The organism is Pontibacillus yanchengensis (assembly GCF_009856295.1).
In the GTDB taxonomy this organism is placed as follows: domain Bacteria; phylum Bacillota; class Bacilli; order Bacillales; family BH030062; genus Pontibacillus; species Pontibacillus yanchengensis_A.
In genome coordinates this window covers 350,588-370,045 of record NZ_WMEU01000004.1, presented here as the reverse complement: position 1 = coordinate 370,045, position 19,458 = coordinate 350,588, and the positions used below count along the sequence as shown (strand labels likewise).

At 37.8% G+C, this 19,458-nt stretch carries 15 protein-coding genes; 4 read left to right on the top strand and 11 right to left on the bottom strand.

Translation table 11 applies throughout. From position 1 onward, the window contains the following. Positions 1-45: 45 nt before the first annotated feature. From GLW08_RS14285 to GLW08_RS14270, 4 genes are read right to left on the bottom strand one after another with little or no spacing between them, the layout of a single operon-like run. Positions 46-855, bottom strand: a complete 810-nt coding sequence (locus GLW08_RS14285) for a response regulator transcription factor (protein WP_160849311.1) — start codon at positions 853-855, stop codon at positions 46-48. Positions 856-887: 32 nt separating this feature from the next. Further along, positions 888-2,309 carry a glycosyltransferase family 2 protein gene (locus tag GLW08_RS14280; RefSeq protein WP_160849310.1) on the bottom strand — a complete coding sequence of 474 codons (1,422 nt, stop codon included), beginning with the start codon at positions 2,307-2,309 and terminating at the stop codon, positions 888-890. Between the two features lie 17 nt (positions 2,310-2,326). Continuing rightward, positions 2,327-3,493 (bottom strand): HEAT repeat domain-containing protein, encoded by a 1,167-nt coding sequence (locus tag GLW08_RS14275; RefSeq protein WP_160849309.1) that lies wholly within the window; start codon positions 3,491-3,493, stop codon positions 2,327-2,329. A 12-nt stretch (positions 3,494-3,505) separates the two neighbouring features. Further along, positions 3,506-5,581, bottom strand: a complete 2,076-nt coding sequence (locus tag GLW08_RS14270; protein WP_237458454.1) for a hypothetical protein — start codon at positions 5,579-5,581, stop codon at positions 3,506-3,508. A 669-nt stretch (positions 5,582-6,250) separates the two neighbouring features. Here GLW08_RS14270 and GLW08_RS14265 point away from each other — a divergent pair. Both GLW08_RS14265 and GLW08_RS14260 read left to right on the top strand, forming a co-directional pair. Then, positions 6,251-7,981 carry a hypothetical protein gene (locus GLW08_RS14265; protein WP_160849308.1) on the top strand — a complete coding sequence of 577 codons (1,731 nt, stop codon included), beginning with the start codon at positions 6,251-6,253 and terminating at the stop codon, positions 7,979-7,981. A gap of 225 nt (positions 7,982-8,206) precedes the next feature. Continuing rightward, entirely contained in the window at positions 8,207-9,673 is a 1,467-nt protein-coding gene (locus tag GLW08_RS14260; RefSeq protein ID WP_160849307.1) for an S-layer homology domain-containing protein, read from the top strand. 237 nt (positions 9,674-9,910) lie between these two features. Here the strand turns inward: GLW08_RS14260 and GLW08_RS14255 are convergent, their stop codons facing one another. From GLW08_RS14255 to GLW08_RS14240, 4 genes are all read right to left on the bottom strand, one after another. Continuing rightward, on the bottom strand, positions 9,911-10,597 hold the full coding sequence (locus GLW08_RS14255) for a response regulator transcription factor (RefSeq protein WP_160849306.1): 687 nt from the start codon (positions 10,595-10,597) through the stop codon (positions 9,911-9,913). 47 nt (positions 10,598-10,644) lie between these two features. Then, on the bottom strand, positions 10,645-12,987 hold the full coding sequence (locus GLW08_RS14250; protein ID WP_160849305.1) for an ATP-binding protein: 2,343 nt from the start codon (positions 12,985-12,987) through the stop codon (positions 10,645-10,647). Positions 12,988-13,171: 184 nt separating this feature from the next. Further along, a complete protein-coding gene (gene comX, locus GLW08_RS14245) occupies positions 13,172-13,342 on the bottom strand; it encodes a competence pheromone ComX (protein WP_160849304.1) in 171 nt (56 codons plus the stop codon). A gap of 89 nt (positions 13,343-13,431) precedes the next feature. Next, a complete protein-coding gene (locus GLW08_RS14240; protein ID WP_160849303.1) occupies positions 13,432-14,370 on the bottom strand; it encodes a polyprenyl synthetase family protein in 939 nt (312 codons plus the stop codon). A 642-nt stretch (positions 14,371-15,012) separates the two neighbouring features. Between GLW08_RS14240 and GLW08_RS14235 the strand changes: the two genes are divergently transcribed. Next, complete coding sequence (locus GLW08_RS14235; protein ID WP_160849302.1) at positions 15,013-15,747, top strand: C40 family peptidase; 735 nt, start codon at positions 15,013-15,015, stop codon at positions 15,745-15,747. Between the two features lie 134 nt (positions 15,748-15,881). Here the strand turns inward: GLW08_RS14235 and GLW08_RS14230 are convergent, their stop codons facing one another. Next, the gene (locus tag GLW08_RS14230; protein WP_160849301.1) at positions 15,882-16,544 is read right to left on the bottom strand and encodes a DJ-1/PfpI family protein; all 663 of its coding nucleotides are present in this window, start codon (positions 16,542-16,544) and stop codon (positions 15,882-15,884) included. A 93-nt stretch (positions 16,545-16,637) separates the two neighbouring features. Further along, complete coding sequence (locus GLW08_RS14225) at positions 16,638-17,639, bottom strand: acyltransferase family protein (protein WP_160849300.1); 1,002 nt, start codon at positions 17,637-17,639, stop codon at positions 16,638-16,640. 379 nt (positions 17,640-18,018) lie between these two features. Between GLW08_RS14225 and GLW08_RS14220 the strand changes: the two genes are divergently transcribed. After that, on the top strand, positions 18,019-18,219 hold the full coding sequence (locus tag GLW08_RS14220; protein ID WP_036815887.1) for a cold-shock protein: 201 nt from the start codon (positions 18,019-18,021) through the stop codon (positions 18,217-18,219). A 195-nt stretch (positions 18,220-18,414) separates the two neighbouring features. Here the strand turns inward: GLW08_RS14220 and GLW08_RS14215 are convergent, their stop codons facing one another. Beyond that, positions 18,415-19,299, bottom strand: a complete 885-nt coding sequence (locus GLW08_RS14215) for a Ku protein (RefSeq protein WP_160849299.1) — start codon at positions 19,297-19,299, stop codon at positions 18,415-18,417. Between the last annotated feature and the right edge of the window lie 159 nt (positions 19,300-19,458).

Here is a 19,458-nt window from a genome sequence, read left to right as displayed (position 1 = left end):
CAGAATCAAACTAACGTTACAAACTACTAATGAACAAAACTACCTTTACATAGAATGTTCTATCAGTCTCTTCATGCGAGCTTCTATTTCTATTAATGAAAATGGCTTCGTCATATATTCGGAAACGCCAAATTCAAACGTTCGCTTCATGTCCTCTTCTAGATGCTTATTCGTTAATACCATAATTTGCGTCGGAGCTTCGGCGTCTCTAACTTGGTTTATAAATTGATATCCACCCAAAGCAGATAGGTTGATTTCTGTAATGACTAGTTCAGGGACGATTTTTTCAAATTGATCCAGTCCTTCTTTCCCATCCTTTGCAGTGTGAACATCATATCCTTTTCCACGTAAAAAGGAGGATAGAATCTCAAGTACACTTTCATCACTATCTACCAATAGGATGGAACGATTGCATTCTTTGCTAGGACGGTCATATTGAAATAGTTCAATATTGTACTGGTCTTGAGGTTTGTCCATCATTTCCCAAATCATACTGAATAACATTTGCTCAGCATAATCACTACTTTCTGGAAAACTCCCTACTAAAAGGGAACCCTTCAGACATCCTTGTTGCTGTAAATAATCTTTAATAAATAGTGAATAAAAATGAGTGTAGCCAATGTTGCAATCATCTAGAAGAATTCCAAGAAGACCTTCTGAGTGATCATAACTAAACTGAGCTCCTACTGTTGGTTCCTCTTTCTCCATAAAGCTTTGAAGATTTTCTAGTTCCTTTTCATTCAAATCAGTACGAACGATAATAATCCCACAAGCTAATTTGCTTTCTTGATAATATTGAAGAAAATGGTTAAAGGTTTTAACGATACGTGAACCAACATGTTGACTTTGTGCCATGATTACAAATTCCTCCTCATTGCTACGTTTCATTAGGCTGATTTGTTGTCCTCTGAGTTCCAGCTTGTCCTTGTCATCGTGCCCCAGGTGTTATTCTTACGGAAGTAATCAATTTGACCAAGGAACCTCCATAGAATACCGAGTTGTCGATATCCAAAGAACATTAACACGGTATATCCAAGCATTTTGAAGAAATCTCTTACTTTAGGGAAACGTTGGAAGGCAATCTCTTCTATTAATAGAGATCCTAATCCTAGTAATGTTCCATAGGCGATGTTGACTAAGCTAAATGCTAAGAGAATCTTCCAACCAGTCATATCCATCATCGTGTACCCAATTAAAGCCAATAATCCTGTTATGCGGAAATACGGACTTAGCGTTTCAAATATAATGTTGTATGGAATCGTTAGTAGTCCCATAATCTTGTATTTTGGACGCAAGAACATGTGGCGTCCTTCATCAATCATATTCTTCAAGTTACCGCGTCCCCATCTTTTACGTTGACTACCGAGGATCTTGAAGCTATCTGGCGCTTGTGTCCAGCACACGGCATCAGGAACAAATTCAACTTTGTAAGGAAGCTTGTTTTCTAGCATGTGGCGGTGAAGCTTGATGATGATGTTCATATCCTCACCAGGATAACCACCACGATAACCTCCAACTTCCACTACATAATCTTTTCGGAATACTCCGAAGGCACCGGAGACAATGATTAAGCCATTCACTTTACTCCAGCCGATACGACCACCAAGGAACGCTTTCATATACTCAACAGTTTGCAGCATCGGAAGTAGTTTCTTCGGCAAGTTCACGTCTTTCACAACGCCATTTTCAATTTTGCAACCGTTAGCAATGCGGACATTCCCGCCAATTGCCACGTTTTGTTCCGGGTTTTCCATATACTTTCTAGCCATACGGATTAGGGCGTCTTTTTCTAGTAAAGAGTCCGCGTCAATCGATGCAATAAGTGGATAGTTTGATAAGTTAATACCAGCATTTAAGGAATCTGCCTTACCTCCATTTTCCTTATCGACTACATATAGGTTCGGGTAGTTTGGATTGTAATAAATGCCTCTTACTTCAGCGGTTTCTATTTTCTTCTCAACGGAAGACGGTGCGAAGTATTTTAAATTAAATTCCTCGGTTATGACTTCCACTGTTTTGTCACTTGAACCGTCGTTAACAACGATGACTTCATATTTTGGATAGTGTAATGCGAGTAATGATCTTACGTTTTCTATGACCGTTAATTCTTCATTATATGCTGGTACTAAGACTGAGATTGGTGGTACATTTTTGGATCCCGATAAGGATTGATATTTCGAATAAAGAGTTCCTTTTAAGATAGAGGACACTTTATTAAAGGAAAATAGAATGATTGTTAAATAAATCGTGTTAATTGCGATTACGTAATACATTGCGAATATACCGTAACCAAATAGTATCTCTCTCATTTTCCTCTCCTTCCTGCTTATATCGCTTGTGTTAAGTCTTCATCTTTACCAAAGTATTTTTGATACAAGTACAATTTCTGATTATAACTTGTAACATGTTCGATGTTTCCTGTTTTAACAGAGCTTTCTTTCAGGTCCTCTTGAATACATTCTAAAGCGAGATCGGCAACGGGCTGACCTTCGTTCTGAATCGTTACTTCACATAGTTTGATAAAGCCAGATTCACCTAGTTTTAGTAGACTTTTGGCACAGGTACGAGCTACAATCTTATCCGAATCCTTAACCCCCTCTTGCAACTGATCAGCAAATTGAACAACTCCAGAATCTCCAATCCATTGGGCAATGAATGCCCGAACGTCTGAATCATTAAAATGAATCATCTGTTTTATTTCACCCGATGTCCATGCACCAGATGTAATTAGGAGTCTTACAGCGTTCATTCGAATTTCTTTGTCTTTGGAATACACAAAGGAACGAACATTGGAATCCATTCCAGAATCAGTTTGATTAGATAAGCCTAATAGAGCTAACTTCACTAGTTCTGTATTCTCACTAGTTAATAGTTGTTTGTATTGCACACTCATATCTAGCGTCGACTCACCTGCAATATCTGCTAGTAAGTGGTAATTCTCTCGCTCCTCTTTAGCCAAGTATGTCAGCATCTCTTTCACATCTTCTGGCTTATCTGCAGCTTGAGCAATGGAGCGACCAATAATAAAGGCTTCAGGACCTTCTTTGTTTTTCTTTAATAGTTTGAACAAATCCGGTATAGCTTCTGAACTTCGCATACTTCCTAAATAGTAAGCTGCATCTAACCGCTTAAATTCAGACAAGCTTTTGATTTGTTTTAAGTTGAAATCAATTAATCCTAAATCATGACAAAGTGTGATTAGCTTATCCCGGTGAACTCCGGATAGACGTTGAATCCAATCAATTAGAACTTTTTGAAGTACTTTTTTGTCAAAGTCACCTACTTTTTGATTGGGTATCCGTAATCTATCTTCCTCATCAAGTTGTGATTGAACATAGTCCAGATAACTCTGGAATTTTTGTAGAGACACTTCTGTTTTTTTCTGATTTCTGACATTTTTAAATTTAATTGCCATGATAACAATGGTTAAAATCCCCATTATTGCCAGTAATCCATAAACAACCCAATAGGCCATTTGTAGGTTAAAAAACATTGGTTCCCCTCCCTATTTTTTGATTTCTTCTAATTGCTTAAAGGCGTCTTGCATTTCGTAATAGCTCTCTTTCTTTCGTTCAGCGTACTGAACCTTTGTCCATGGCTCCCATTTGTATAAAGGAAGCTCTGTAACAGGGAAAGGCTCCTCGCTTAGGCCAGTTGCTTTACTTGATCCTTCTAGTACCGTCCAAGGAACGAACTGAATTCCTTCTGCCTTCTTCGTTTTCAATTCATTCGTTTCTTGCTTGTGTGTTTCATAGCTTACAACGTTTCGTTTACTAGGATCTGAAAATCCGAGCAAAGCCCACGGAATTTTTGCTTCAATAACGTTCCCTTGCGATTGCCATAGAACCTGAGGTTGATAATCTTTACTATCAAACTCTCCAGCTGTTCCTTTTGGCAGTTTTCCTACTTCAACCTCTTTAAAAGGTACAGAGTACTTAGCGTGAGGAGGTTCTAATTTTAAACTCACGGGTAGTTGCCAAGGTTGGAAGGTGCCGGTGTCTTTCGAAATCCTAGCTTTTCCTTTTTCTCCTTTATATAGCTGATTATGGTAATCATAGTCAGAGCTAATGAGCACTTTAGTTTCTTTTTCCTTACCAAAACGAATAAGTGTTTCTAGTCCTTCGTTAAGTTGTGCATCTTGTAAGGGACCACCTTGCGTAATCCCACCAGAAATGGTGTTTACACCCAGGTAAAGATTTTCTTTGCTTGGACTAAAGTTATTTTCAAGTTTTGCTGTGATGTACACATAACCTTCATCATGTGTAGTAGTAATCGACTTCCAACCGTCCATCTTAGGTGTAATGTCTTGCTTTTCTTTATCTTTAAGCTTTTGCCAATCATCTTGTTTTCCATCAATTTGAATGTCATCTTCTTTTCCTGGATACATTCCTAAGAGTCCATAGGACATTTCATTTGATAGATAGTTGTACCAATCAGGCCTGCTATGAGCTTCTTCAAAGGACATCGTGTTCCATGTTTTCTTGAACCACTCATCTTGCCATTCAAATGCTAACGCTCCAGCATAATCTTCTTGATAGATGGTTTTTAATAAGTCCGCGTTGATATTGCCTTGTTGTTTCTCGGTGTGACCTCCTTGGTCTCTTCCTAACGGTCCAATATGAGCGTTACCGAGTGAGGACGGCACCCCAAATTCCGTAATCATAATCGGCATGTTCTCATGGTAATCTTTTAATTCTCGAAGGTAGCCTTTGTAAGGGTCAACTTTTCCTTCTGTATTCTTAATATGGTTGTATTTATCAGTTAAACGGAGAAAATCTGGGTAATACGGATACGCATGATATGAGGCAAAGTAGCCTGCTTCCCAGTTTTCGGTCTCGATATTTGTTGCATCAACACTTGCTAAATCTTCTGTTGGTAAAGGTTCCTTGGGATGCTGTAATGGATCTGTTGTAACCCAATTCGTAAAGGTCATTGGGTGTTCCCATCCATGTTTCTTTTCTAATTGGGCTGTGTAATCTAGTAATTCAGCTAGCCATTTATCAAAAGCCGCAGCATCCTGTTTTGATTGAAAATGTTCACCTTTCACAGGTGCTGCATCCGAATGCTTTTCATTCGTGTTTTGGACAATTTTTGGCCCCCACTCTGTTCCGAGGTGCCAGGCTAGTAAATACTGACCAGCATTTGCTGTGTACGTCCCGCTCGCTTTACCATCCTTTTCTGGAATGGTGATATCTCCATAAACAGCTCCAACTGCTCTTTTAACCTCTTCTTTGAAAGCTTTTGTTACTTCAGGTGATTGTGCATCCTCTTGCTCTTCTAATAGATTTACTGGGGACCAAACTCCCTGCATGAAGTATAGAGGATCTTCTCCATGACGTTGATTAAATTCAACTAAGGCTTCATAAAAGACTGGCTTATGAATGGTATAAATCCGAATAGTATTAACTCCCATATCTTTTATCATGCCAAACCAACGAAAGTAATCATCTTTGGTGATTGGTAATGACCCAGGAAACTTACCCGGTAACGTTGCTCCTAGATTTACACCTTTAATAAAAAGAGGTGACCATGAATCATTTTTATAGATTTCAATTTCATTATTCGTCGTTCGAAATTTCATTTGAGTACCGTCTTCTAACTCTTTCCGCTCAATACTCTCCATTGCGAAGACTTTAAAATATGCAGTACCGCCAACAATGAGTAATAGCAGAAGGATTAGGATACTTTTCCCTCTCTTCCAAACGATGGTTCATGCCTCCCTTATTACACGTGCAAGAGTAAATGAAGATTTTCTTATTCAGTGAAGTTACGAAACGGTAACCCAACACTTATTTTCCATATTTTTGAAAAACATCTTGCAAAAACATGTCGAAACATTTACCTTTAAGGTGCATTATTTTCAAGCACGACTTAACCCTAACACGGCCTTTCATGGCTTCTCATCGAAAACCGTAGTTCGGAGTTACGAATTTTTATTTCGGTATTAACGGAATCTACCGAAAAACGCTCAAAGGAAGGAGTGTAGATAATCAGGAGAAAAGTTGGTTTGGTTATGCGCTTACATTAGCACCAGTCAATTATTACGTTGTTTGTGAAAAGATTCACCCGGAGTACCGAAACTGGATTTCGGAACCACCGAAAAACACGAAGTAATTGTAAGCAGGAAAAATGCCGTATTTTGTAATAAAAAAATATTTACAAATACAGATGAATCAAAAAGTAACTGGTGCTATCTATAGCATCATAAGTGTGACAATTTGATTTATCCAAAGAAGTGGGGGGGAAAAATATGAACAAAAAACCGATGTATCTCATGCTATTGATTAGCATTTCAATAATTCTTACAGGTTGGTCGAATCCTGAAGAAAAGAAGAATGCGTTATGGGTAGAGGATACCGACCTTACATCCGAAACAGAAGATATTATAAAAAAAAGTAAACAGAACGAAATCAACACCATCTACCTTAAGGTCGACTCGAAGCATTCCCCTTCCGTTTATAAAAACTTCATTCGTAAGGCTTCAGAAGAAGAGATTGATGTACACGCATTAGGAGGAAAACCCTCTTGGGCTCTTAAAGCCAATCAGCAAGCATTGCTTGATTTTTCTCATTGGGTTCAGAACTACAACAGCGAGGTAAATCAGAATGAACAATTTGCAGGTATTCATTTAAAAATTCAACCTCAGCTTCTGGAGCAATGGTACACAAATGCCCAAACCATTCTTAAGGAATGGAAAGGAAACATCCGTACATTCACGGAAGATGTACATGCCTCCAAAAGATTAGAAACCAGCGCCTCTATTCCTTTTTGGTTAGATGAGGTGAAGACACCAAACAAACCGGAGACGACTTTTAACAAGTGGTTGATTAGTCAATTTGATCACACTACGATTTTAGCTTTTCGCGATACGCTAGAAGGGCAAAACGGTGTTGTTTCCTTAATAGAGGATGAACTTAACATTGCGAATGAGTTGGGTAAGAAAATAGTAGTCGGCATCACTCTCGAAGACACAGGACAGGATTATGTTTCCTTCTACGAAGAAGGGATTGGCAATTTGAACATGCACCTAAATATATTAGAACATCATTTAAAAGAGGAACCTTCTTATATCGGTTTCGCTGTAGATCGATACAGTCATTGGTCCTCTCTTGAGAAGACGACGGAAGAAAAAACAGATGAAGAAACGGATGAATCTGACGAGTCTACTAATCAAAATCCATCCTCCGTTAAAGGAACCTACATCTGGCATGCCAGTAATTTAATCGAATCTCCTGATGAAATCCTAGAATTCGCTAAAGAAAAAAACCTCAATTTTCTATACACTCGCTTAGATCGCAGAAAAGATTTTTCAGCATATAAAAGCTTTGTAGAAAGGGCACATAAGGCTGGAATTGAAGTGCATGCTATGGGAGGTCACCCGAACTGGGCTCTGGCAAAAGGCGAAGAACGATTAAAAATGTTTATTAATTACGTCACAACCTACAATAATACAGTAGCAGAGGAGCAGAAATTCGACGGTATTCACCTCGATATTGAGCCTTACGTTTTGCCTGAATGGTCTAAAGATAAGAACGGAGTATTACGTACGTGGAAAGACAATATTGAGTTGTTTGTAGACGAAGTGAAAAAAGAGTCCGAGTTAGAAACAAGTGTTGATTTAGCTATGTGGCTAGACGATCATGAAATCCCCGGCGAAGAAGACTCTTCCTTTAGTCGATGGATGATAAACCAATTAGATCATACAACACTTATGGCATTTAGAGATTATGCGAAAGGATCTGGTGGAATTTTAGACGTATCTAAAGAAGAAATGGAATTTGCAACGAACTTGGATAAACCTATCATCATATCTGTTGAAATGAAACAAAATGAATCCGTAGAACACATTTCCTTTCATGAAGAAGGAGAGAAAGAAATGGAAGAGGCTCTCGAGCAAACAGAAGAAGAACTTAGTCAAAAATCTTCTTACAAAGGTTATGTGGTACATGCCTATGATTACTGGCTGAATGCTGAAGACTAATTTGATAGAAGTCACTAGGTTACTAGAAAAGGATATAAAAAATGAGGGGAAAGAACACAGTTATCTCTGTGCTTTTAAAAGGTTCCACAGATATAGTGAAATAATGTATATACTTCTAACCCCATTATATATAGTATCCAGTTCGAAAGTTTTAACGGAGTGAGCCTCTTATATGGAGAATTAAATAAGATGGTGACACTTAACGATTTGAGAGGAGGAACAGAAGTGAGTGGATTAACAAACAAAATCACAGCAAGTCTCTTAGCAAGCTTATTTATTGCTACAGCTTGGAGTGCACCATTCGCTCATGGTGAGACAAACTATCCCGATGTTTCAGAAGACATTACAGGGAATGAAGAAATCCAGTATCTCGAAGACCAAGGTATTATTAAGGGGTATCCAGATGGTACATTCCGGCCTGGGAATGATGTTTCTCGAATGGAAGCTGCCATTATGCTAACGAGAGAATTAGGGTTATCAACTGACAATCGTCCAAATCCTAATTTTGATGATATTTCTAAAGAACATCCTCATTATAAATATGTTGCTACATTAGTAGATGAGGGCATCATTCAAGGGACCGATTCGAATGAATTTCAACCTGACCGAAATATTAAACGAATTGAAATGGCTGCTGTATTAACAAGAGCCTATAACCTAGAGAATGAACCCATCTCTAAAGACTTCGATGATGTAAACGGTAACCGCAAATATGTCAGTGAAGTGGTTTCCAATCGAATTTCGATAGGTTTCCCTGACGATACGTTCCGCCCCAATGCTTCCACTACTCGAGCACAATTCTCTATCTTTTTAGCTCGAACAATGGATAATCAATTTAAGAATTACTTGTCCAACGCAAAAAAAGACCCTAATTTTGAAGAAGTCGATAATGAAGACATTCGCGGAACCTACATATGGCATGCTGAAAATGCTATTGAGGAACCAGATAAAATTCTAGAGTTTGCAAAAGAAAAAGATATTAACTTGCTTTATACTCGATTAGATCGTACGCAAGATTACACGGTTTACAACGAATTTGTAGAAAAAGCTCATGAAGCAGGCATTGAGGTACACGCTATGGGTGGCCACCCTAATTGGGCTCTTGAAAAAGGGGAAAAGCGCCTTAACATGTTTGTTGACTATGTAACTAGCTATCAAAAAGCCGTTCCTCCAAGACAGCAATTTGATGGGATTCACCTTGATATCGAACCATATGTCTTAAAGAACTGGAATGGAAATACAGAGGACGTTCTGAAGACTTGGAAGACGAACATCCAAACATTCGTGGACGAAGTGAACAAGAATTCCGATTTAGAAACGAGCGCAGACCTAGCCATATGGCTAGACGATTACAAAACACCAGGCGAGCAAGACACTTCTTTCAGTAAGTGGTTCATCGACACATTAGACCACACTACTTTAATGGCTTTCAGAGATACAGCCGCAGGAACCAACGGTATTATTGATGTATCGAAGAAAGAAATGGAATTTGCAGAGGAGCTTAACAAGGAACTCGTCGTATCTGTTGAGATGCAAGAGATGGACGAAAACAAGCACATTTCGTTCTATGAAGAAGGTAAGCAAGTGATGGAAGAAGAGTTAGATGAAGCGAAACGTCACTTCAACGACAACCCATCCTACCACGGCAATGCTGTTCATGCTTATGAATATTGGAAAGTAGCAAATGAATAAATAGGTATTAATGAAACGTCTAGGGGATCCCTAGACGTTTTTTGTTCTCTCTGAGGTGCGTTATGCTCTCTTCCATCCCGCTTTCGCTCTCTCGGGGGTGCGTTACGCTCTCTTCCTAATATGCCTCGAATCCAAATCTTCCATATTATGCCTCTAAAGCGCGCCCTTCCCTCCATCCCAAAAATTCACTAAATACTAAAAAAGGGCCAAACCCATAAGGTTTAGCCCTTCCTCTCTTTATTCATCAATATCCTCAGCAATAATTCCCCACTGCTTCGATTTCAATACTGCTTCTGCGCGGGATTTTACTTGTAGCTTTCGGAATATTTCGGTTAAGTTGTACTCGATGGTTCGTTGACTTTGGTAAAACTTTTTGGCGATTTCTTTGTTGCTTTTTCCTTTGGCGACTTCTTGAAGAATTTCTTGTTCTTTTGGATTAATGGATACATCTGTAGCTTCTTCTACTACCTCCGCTTCTTGAGAGGCTGTAACAGGTTCTGATTCTCCTACTTGCACCTCTACCCGCCTAAGTTGCTTAAATAGGGAAAGAGGAAGAATCACCTTCCCAGCAATAACGCACCTGATATACATAATTAATTGGTCTCTTGGTTCGGTCTTACTAATAAATCCAGACACTCCAGCTTCTACTAGCGTATTAAAATGTGGCCCAATATCATAACCAGAATATATTAGAATCGGCGTTTTCACTCCTAAAGCCCGAACTTTTTTGATGAGTTCGATTCCATTCATACCAGGCATCCGCAAATCAAATAACATTAGCTCGTATTCTTGTTTTGGGACTAGCTCTAAAGCCTTACCAGCCGAATCTACTACAGTAACTTCCATATCCTCCTCTTTTTCAATCATTAGTTTGGTTCCTTCACCAACTGAAGGATGATCATCTACTAGCAATATTCGTATCATAAAGGTCCCTCCACCTACATTACTTTTCGTTTACTCAGATGTATTTTTTATGAAAATGCAAAATAAGAATTTGAATTCGAAGTAGTCTGAAGAACAATGGCCAGTTCAAACCCACCGTCTTCTGGTGAATAGAACTCAACATTACCTTGCAGACTCTTCACACGTTGCCTGATGCCATCTAACCCCATACTCTCTGAATGACGTTTTTTCAATTCCTCACGAGGAATGCCAACCCCATCATCTTTATAATTCAACACGACCATGCCTCCTTCGCTCTTCAAGTCAAATTCAACCGTTGTAGCTTGAGAGTGCTTAGAAGCATTGTTTAGCAATTCTTGTACAATACGGTATATAGCCAAAGATTGCTCATGTTCTAATTCAACGCTAAATTCTTGTGCATGAAACTCAACATTGAAATCACAACGCAACCGATAATGATCGATTAAATAGGATAACGCTTCTACAACGCCAGATTCTTTAAGAAAAGGTGGACGCAAGAAAGTGCACGTCTCCCTAATTTGCTGAACTACATCCAACAAGCCTTCTTTCACTTCTGTTAGCTCTCCACTCACATGCCTAGGCACTTCTTGGTCTTCTAACAACTCCTCTACTTTGCGATACCATACAAGTTGTTCCTGAAGAGCAGCATCATGTAAATCCGAAGCCAGTCGAGCACGTTCTTTTTCTGATAAATTAAATAATAAACGAAGCAACCAAAATGGGGCTTCATTATTTTGATACATAGATCGTTTTAGTTCCTCCGTTACCCCTTCAATAAGTTGGAAGTTCTCATGAACAATACTTGTGTAATGAACGAGTGTTTTCAACCATCTTTGCTCATCTTTATTAAAAGGGGTATGATTCATTTTCTTATCAATCCAAAGTAAATGTAATGACTCGTTCATCTCACTAACCACATAACAGAGGCCTTTATTTACTTTAAAAAAATCACCTGTCGTTTTCACATCAGCCGATTCCAAACAGTGATGGCTAATTTCTTCTTCAGGATACTCATAGTCACCTTGTACCAATTGAACGACAGACTGACCTTTTTGACATTCTAATAAGGAAACACCATTGACCGGAAGTACCGTTTTCACTTCACGTATTAAGCGTTCATCTAATTCTTCTCTTTTTAATATTTTCGAAATATCCTTCGAAAATTGATCCAAACTCAATTGGTAGTTTACTTTTTCACCGAATACTCTTGGTCTTATGTTCAGCCGTTCTTCAAAATAAAAGAAAGCAATAAACGTCACAAAGAAAATAATAACCAAACGAATCCATTGCACAATTGAGAAACTAGTCAATATCGTTAGTAAGCCCACAATGATTACCGTTAAGATACTAGCGATAAACGAATAATAGCGTAATCTACTATTGATAAAATCAATATCAAATAAACGGTTGGTTAATACTTGATAGACAAAGAACATTGGTAAAAAGATAATACAAGCAGCCGTAACAGCCGGTGGTAATAAATTCACTCCAAAGAATGTACTAGGGACAGCTGTAAATACAATGAATGGTAGAAAAGAGACTACTATAGCAAATATTGTATTTTGGAAAACGGGTTTGTGTATCGTATTTCGATATCGAAAATAAAAAAACACTAGAATGGATAAGCAAAATACAATTTCATAGCTAAATAAAATCAATTGTCCATGACGGATATACGTATAAAACCCACTTATAGGTAAATATAAATAAACGGTTTCAATGATGACAATGGCTGTATTGATACTATATAGAAAATAAAGAATTCTAGGTTGTAATAATTTGATATCGTACTTTGAAAAGTAGACATAATAAAAATTAAGCAAAAGCACTGGTATCATTAATAAAGAGATCCCATTTACAAACCTTGCTAGTAAATCCGTTCGAGCCGAGGCTGCAGCACTTAAATAACCAAATCCTACAGCCAGGAAAAAGGCAATTAATAACAATGCATTAAAGTCCTCTTTCTTTCTAGCATATATCAATGCAGAAAATGCAAATAGAACAGAGAAAGCAAGGAAAGGGATGATACTATGATAAATGAGCGTTTCCGAGTAGATGCTATTTTTCACTGTGAAATGTTTGATCTCTTGATTACGTTTAATGACCAGCTCCTGCAAGTCTCCTAACACACCAAAACGCTTAAGTGGCTTATGTGAACTAGGTGGTTGATTATTGACTCGAAGTATCACATCGCCCTTTTGTATATCATTAATACTCCCCCAACCCATTTCTTCAACGCTTGCGACTACCCAATTCCCTTCACTAGTTTGCGTAGCATTAATACCTGTATATGACTTCGTAAACGTAACAAGTAATAAATACAATGCTAATAAGATGATAATGGAAGTGAAAAGAGTTGTGAGTATTTTCTTATTACGTATAATTTCCATTTCAATACCCTTTCCGTCCTATAAGTGTATGTAACTTGCGAAACTTTCCTATTCCACATGGTGTATGAAACTAACAAAAACGTTTATATTCATTGTTTTGTCATAGGTAAAAGGACGCGTTTTGAAGGTGAAAAAAATAGCCAGAAAGCTTCTGGCTATTCGTCCACTCCTATAGGGTTCCGCCTTATTTCCAGTAAGTCATGCCTCTAGAATGATCTTGATTTCCTGTGGTAAATACATCTTTAATTGCCGCTTCTTCTGTTTCTGAAACTCCTATTAAACGAAGCTGACCTTCTTGTAGTTTCTCAACTAGACTTGGGTCTTTTGTTAGACTTTCTACAATTTTCTGTAACATGTAAAACTACCTCCATTAAGCTTATATTTTTATCGCTAAAACCATACAACTAATTTTCATTCGTGTTTGTCTTTTCCTTATTAAAAAAACTAGACCTCTTCGATTAACGCCTGGAGTTTCTCTTTCCAACGATCATGAGCAGAAATTTCTTGTAACTTATCACTAGCTTTACGTTGATAGATTCGTTTTATCACTTGAGCATATTTCAACGCAGGTGATTGTTGTATCCAAGTAAAAATCTCCTGCTTATGCTCAAGGATAAACTCTTTATCAAGCAATCCTTTATAGTATTCGTTTAACCAAGCATTTTTGTGTTCCGTTTGGTTTAAAAGCTTAAGGATAGGGAGTGTTTTCTTTTTGTAAAGCAGATCATTTTTTGTATCCCACCTGGATACGTCTTCAAGATCATTTGCTAGTTGAGCAGCTACTCCGAAACTTGTACTATACTCTTCCACGATGTGATGTTGATGGTCAGTAGCAAGAGATGTGCCCACCAAACACGCACAAGCCATTAATGCTCCAGATTTCGATTCAACCATTTGTAAATACTGCTCATCTGTTTCAATTGCATCATTCAAATCTATGTGTTGCCCACTAACGGCTTTTAGCACATGAGTATAAAGATATTGAATGGCTTGATGCTTTTTGTCTTGTTCGTAATTTGCTTCTTCTATTGTTTTCATGCTCAACATCAAAAGTCCCGTTGCTATATTCATAGCAATCGCGTGAGAGACTTGGCACCAAGGTTTATCAACTGCATCCTGGTCTTGTAGATCATCTAATATATCTAAAGACAAAATTAATAGCTCGACAGCGGCTGAAGGATAAAGGACTAGATCTTCTTCCTTTTCACTAAACATTTGAAAGTGTAACCGAGTTAGCTTCGCAAAGGAAAACCCCTCTATTTTCTTGTAATGAATAAAGTTACGAGCTATTCCTGTTATTTCGGATTCTTTCCAACTACGACGAACTACACCTTCCATCACTTCTGCAATGCTCTGATCTACATCATGTGAATCTTTTATCATTTTCCACTTCCCTTTACATAATTGCGCCACTTTCATGAACCCTACTTTTTTTAATAGGGAAAAAACAAAACTCGTACGTAAACGAAATCCTTAAAGTATAGAGATGTACGAAAGCACTCACCATAATTGGTGGAAGTCAAAACAATTCTCTATCTTTGTACAAAATAGACTACCACACTTAAAAAATGAAGAATAGGTATTAAAGTAGCAAGGGTGTTATCCGTAACAAACTTGTAATATAGGGCTTTAGACTTCATATGTAACTACCGTATATCCAATTATTTCATATCAAGGTGTGTATTATTCGATTTTTTAGGACAAGTTTCCTTATCTGAATCAGGTACTTTATATGGATGCTCCGCGTCAAAAATGTCGAAATTTACAGAGATTTAATATTTTAAGTAATAAGTACGTTGTATTGTTACAAACTATAAATCATAAGCGAAAAGTATGATGAGTTATAGGGAGAAAGAAGGGGCTACTAATACTAGCGGCAAAGATTTGGAACGGTTTACTTTCTCCTCCTTTTACACCAGCAATTACTAGCTTTAATAAGGTTTAACCTTTGTTACGATAATAATTGTGCAAACATCCTACCTATATATATCTTTCAGAACATAACATCAGGAGGTTGCTACCTATATGTTCAACACAAAAGGTTTTGTAAAGAAAATCACGCTTGCTACTTCGATTTTTAGTCTCACAGCATGGACTACAACACACGCTGAGACTATTATGGTTAACAAAGGAGATTCCTTATGGAAGCTCTCACAGGAACATAACACTACTATTACACAACTGAAGCAAACAAATCAGTTAGCCTCAACTCATATTTATCCCGGACAAACATTAACCATCCCAGCCAAAACATCAAATACCTACACTGTTCAACCTGGGGATTCCTTATGGAGTATTAGTCAGACATTTAATCAATCTATTCATGGAATCAAGGAAGCCAATAATCTTCATACAAACACCATTTACTCAGGACAAACGTTATATCTACAAGAAAAAAGTGGTGTATCGCAAGATTTGATTACGACTGCCAAACAATATTTAGGTGTGCCATATCAATGGGGCGGGGAATCACCTAGTGGATTTGATTGCAGCGGTTTTTTACAATTTGTTTTTGAAGAACATGGACTCTCCATTCCACGTACAGTAGCTACCATTTATCCTGCCGGAACAGAAATTTTTTCACCGCAACGAGGAGATCTTGTGTTTTTCGAGACATATAAAGAGGGCCCTTCTCATGCAGGTATCTACCTTGGCAATGATCGATTCATCCATGCCAGTTCCTCACAAGGAGTCACGATTAGTTCCATGAACAACGTTTATTGGGAGCCAAGATATATTGGAGCTAAAAAATATTATTAGAGTAGAGGGATAAGCTTCTATTTGAAACGAGGGTGTTTAAGCGAGATTTTACAAATATGAGCGATCCGACCATTTCTCAATAAGTTCACAAAGCTAAAACAAGCAGGATGAGTTTCCTCATCCTGCTTGTTTATTTATGCTTCTAATTTTTGTAGAAATTTACGGGCGGTTTCAAGACTGGACTGAGGGTTCTGTCCTGTCACTAAGTTTCCGTCTGCTTCGACGTGAACGGTATAATTGGGCTCAGCAACAAATCTAGCACCTAGCTCTGTTAGACGGCTTTCGAGCATAAATGGCACCTTAGAATCTAGCTGCGTATCTTTTTCTTCTCCATCCGTAAAAGCTGTAAGTCGCTTTCCGTTAACAAAAGCTGTTCCATCTTTTTCTGTAATCCCTACAAAACCTGCTGGTCCATGGCAAACAGATCCGATTAGTTTATCATCATACACAAATGGCTGTAATGCTTTTTTCATCGTTTCATTATCAGGAAAGTCCACCATAGTACCGTGTCCACCTGGTAAGAACACACCTACATATTCCTCAGGGTTCACTTCATCAAGAGATGTCGTGGATTTCAATGGCTCCATTACACCTTCCCAATCCTCAGGAATGTCCCCTGATATGCTGTTTGGATCAATCGGAATTTCTCCCCCAGATACACTTGCTACAGTTACGTCATAACCAGCTTGAGTAAATTCCATATACGGTTCTGCAAATTCAGATAACCAAAGACCAGTTTTGTGATCTTCATCTAACCAACCTGCACTCGTTACAATCATTAATACTTTATTCGCCACGTTTTACACTCTCCTTTGATGAAACGTGTTATGTGTGCTACATGGTTAAATTATCACAAAACCCTAATGTTTAAACCTGGTAAATGGAAATAGTTACTTGGTCGTACTAGACCTATACCGTTGCTTCAATGGTAGATATTTATACATTTCCACTAATGGTTCGACAAGTTTGGTTACTGTCCAAGTAGAAAGGAAACGTGTCATAAGAAGCGCAACAACAGCTAGTCCAACTAAGTCTAAGAAGGACTCCACATGAAACACCTCAAATTCTCTAAAGAAGTGAATGAAGAAACCATGCATTAAATACACATACAACGTTCTGGTCCCGAGCGAACTCCATTTGTAAGACTTTGATGGAATCCAGGCTAACACACTTAACGTCATCATTATACTAATGACGTACACACCGAAGCGAATCACACCTCCCCATTGAGGCATCTCCATCACCTGATATGACTTAGAGGAAAGGAACCAATCAATCGAAAAGGATGGAGTCACATATAATCCAATAGCTGTTAGGACCATAATTACAAGGCTTATCGTTCGGAAATTTGTATGACAAATCATTTTCAATTCCTTTTGACTAAACCAATAACCTAATAGAAAAAATGGAAAAAATACGATTGTTCTCGATAAGCTAAACATATGCCCTATCGGATCCAGATAACCTACCACAACACCCATTAGGATTGTGATGAATAAAGCAGCGTATTTAGGAATCTTGCTGAACCAATATAAAAGCAAATGCCAGCAAAACAAACTCATTAAAAACCAAAGGGCCCATTGCGGTTCAAAGGGTAAATTGAGCCAATCCCCTTTCCCGATTAGAAAATAATATATAGTGTAAATTCCTTGAAAGGCCACATATGGTAATAGCAACTTTTTCATTAAGTGAATCATGTATTCTTTTGATTTCTTTGCCTTAGCGAAATAACCCGATAAAAATATGAATGCAGGCATGTGAAAGGTGTAAATCCAATGATAAAGCACATCAATCGTTTGATGATTCTCTGTAAATGGTTGAATGGTATGGCCGAATACAACCAAAAACATTAATATCCATTTTGCATTATCAAAATACACTTGTCGTTCCATGGTTGTTCACCCTCTCATAATCTTCCCTATATCTCTTCGATGTTGAAAGAGGGAATAGCTATGTTGTTACTAAAATGTAAACTCTATGTAAATATCACGATATTGTATAACCGTTTTTCAGCAATGTTAATCTCCCAATCTCGTCCTATTTTCATTAGAAAAATGAAATATTAGCGACTGACCATCGTAGCTCACTTATCCACCTCTATTAATTGTAAAAACAAAAAATATAGTCACCTTGTTTACATCATCATTCAAGCATGCTATAGTGAACTTACTAATTGTTGTTCGGAATCATGATGAAAGAAGAAAGTTCTTGAATGAAATGTAGAGCAAGAATAGTAATATTATCGTGCAACACGCACTTGGAGGAATAAACATGAATCAAGGTACAGTAAAATGGTTTAACGCAGAAAAAGGTTTCGGTTTCATCGAAGTAGAAGGTCAAGACGATGTATTCGTTCACTTCTCTGCCATTCAAGAAGAAGGTTTCAAAACTCTAGAAGAAGGTCAAACTGTTACATTCGACATCGTTGAAGGTAACCGTGGACCACAAGCTGACAACGTAGTTAAGAACTAATTACGATTATTAGCAAAAAAGCTCTTCCCTTTTGGGAAGAGCTTTTTTTATGAATGTTGCAAAGAAAAATCTTTTTATCATAATGCTTTTGAGTTCTTTTTAAGGACTTTATTGGATTTTTGGCTCCCTGAACTTAACCTCTCAAGCCTTTTCCTTCACTATATGCGCCAATCCACTGTCCCCCGATTCAGTACATCAAGATGTCTTCTTCCCTGACGCTGTTTCTTTTTCGTCTGTTTTCTTGTCTGTTGTTTTTTTCGTGGTGGTTTTTTTCTGAGTTGCCTTCTTTTTGGTAGCACCCTTCTTGCCTTTGTTTTTATCTAGTGATTTCTCTAATGCTTCCATAAGATCGGTTACATTATCAGGGGTAGGTTTCGGTTTAGCGGTAGTAACCTCTTCGTCATTTTTCTTCGCTTCAATTAGTTCCATTAAAGATTCCCTATAGTCATCTTTATATTTTTCTGGATCAAACTCTGCTGTTAGTTGATCAACTAATGTTTTTGCTGTCGTTAACTCTTTCTCCCCCAAATCCTCTTCTTCCGGAACATTTGGCACATCCTGTATATCTCTTACCTCATCTGGATAATGAATCGTCTCCATGATGATTGTATTTTTATACACTCGAACAACCGCTAATTGTTCTTTCGAGCGAATGATAATTTTGGCTAAGCCTATTTTATTTGTATCTTCCAACGTTTTTCGCAGTAACGAATATGCCTTTGAACCTCCTTCATTAGGAGATAGAAAGTAACTCTTATCAAAATAAATCGGATCGATCTCTTCCAGCTTCACAAAATCCATAATCTCCACGGCTTTGTCATCTTGCTCTTTTTTTAAATTATCTAAATCTTCCTTATCCAAAACGACAAACTTGTTTTTCGCGTATTCATACGCCTTTACAATTTCTTCATTTTCCACCTCACGCTCACACACCGGACAAGTCCGCTCATATTGTAATGGAGATTTACACTCTTCATGTAATTGACGTAACTTGATATCCTTATTTTCCGTGGCAGAATGGAGTTTAACTGGTATATTAACTAACCCAAAACTTATCGTACCTTTCCACATCGTGTGCATACAGGTCACTCCTTTTCTATGTATCATTTACAACTTTTATACAATTATGTTTAATGAGTAAAATGAACTGAAATTGCAAGAATAAGAATAAAAGCTCAGGGCGCCCTGGGAAGCAATGTATATGCTATGGGCTAGGAAAGCACAAAACATGGAGGGATT

Bases quoted from the DNA above. Each gene is read 5' to 3' on its own strand.
- GLW08_RS14225 (WP_160849300.1), bottom strand. From the start codon at position 17,639: ATGGAACGACAAGTGTATTTTGATAATGCAAAATGGATATTAATGTTT.
- GLW08_RS14255 (WP_160849306.1), bottom strand. From the start codon at position 10,597: ATGATACGAATATTGCTAGTAGATGATCATCCTTCAGTTGGTGAAGGA.
- GLW08_RS14235 (WP_160849302.1), top strand. From the start codon at position 15,013: ATGTTCAACACAAAAGGTTTTGTAAAGAAAATCACGCTTGCTACTTCG.
- GLW08_RS14285 (WP_160849311.1), bottom strand. From the start codon at position 855: ATGGCACAAAGTCAACATGTTGGTTCACGTATCGTTAAAACCTTTAAC.
- GLW08_RS14265 (WP_160849308.1), top strand. From the start codon at position 6,251: ATGAACAAAAAACCGATGTATCTCATGCTATTGATTAGCATTTCAATA.
- GLW08_RS14240 (WP_160849303.1), bottom strand. From the start codon at position 14,370: ATGATAAAAGATTCACATGATGTAGATCAGAGCATTGCAGAAGTGATG.
- GLW08_RS14275 (WP_160849309.1), bottom strand. From the start codon at position 3,493: ATGTTTTTTAACCTACAAATGGCCTATTGGGTTGTTTATGGATTACTG.
- GLW08_RS14270 (WP_237458454.1), bottom strand. From the start codon at position 5,581: ATGAAATTTCGAACGACGAATAATGAAATTGAAATCTATAAAAATGAT.
- GLW08_RS14215 (WP_160849299.1), bottom strand. From the start codon at position 19,299: ATGCACACGATGTGGAAAGGTACGATAAGTTTTGGGTTAGTTAATATA.
- GLW08_RS14280 (WP_160849310.1), bottom strand. From the start codon at position 2,309: ATGAGAGAGATACTATTTGGTTACGGTATATTCGCAATGTATTACGTA.
- comX (WP_160849304.1), bottom strand. From the start codon at position 13,342: ATGTTACAGAAAATTGTAGAAAGTCTAACAAAAGACCCAAGTCTAGTT.
- GLW08_RS14220 (WP_036815887.1), top strand. From the start codon at position 18,019: ATGAATCAAGGTACAGTAAAATGGTTTAACGCAGAAAAAGGTTTCGGT.
- GLW08_RS14250 (WP_160849305.1), bottom strand. From the start codon at position 12,987: ATGGAAATTATACGTAATAAGAAAATACTCACAACTCTTTTCACTTCC.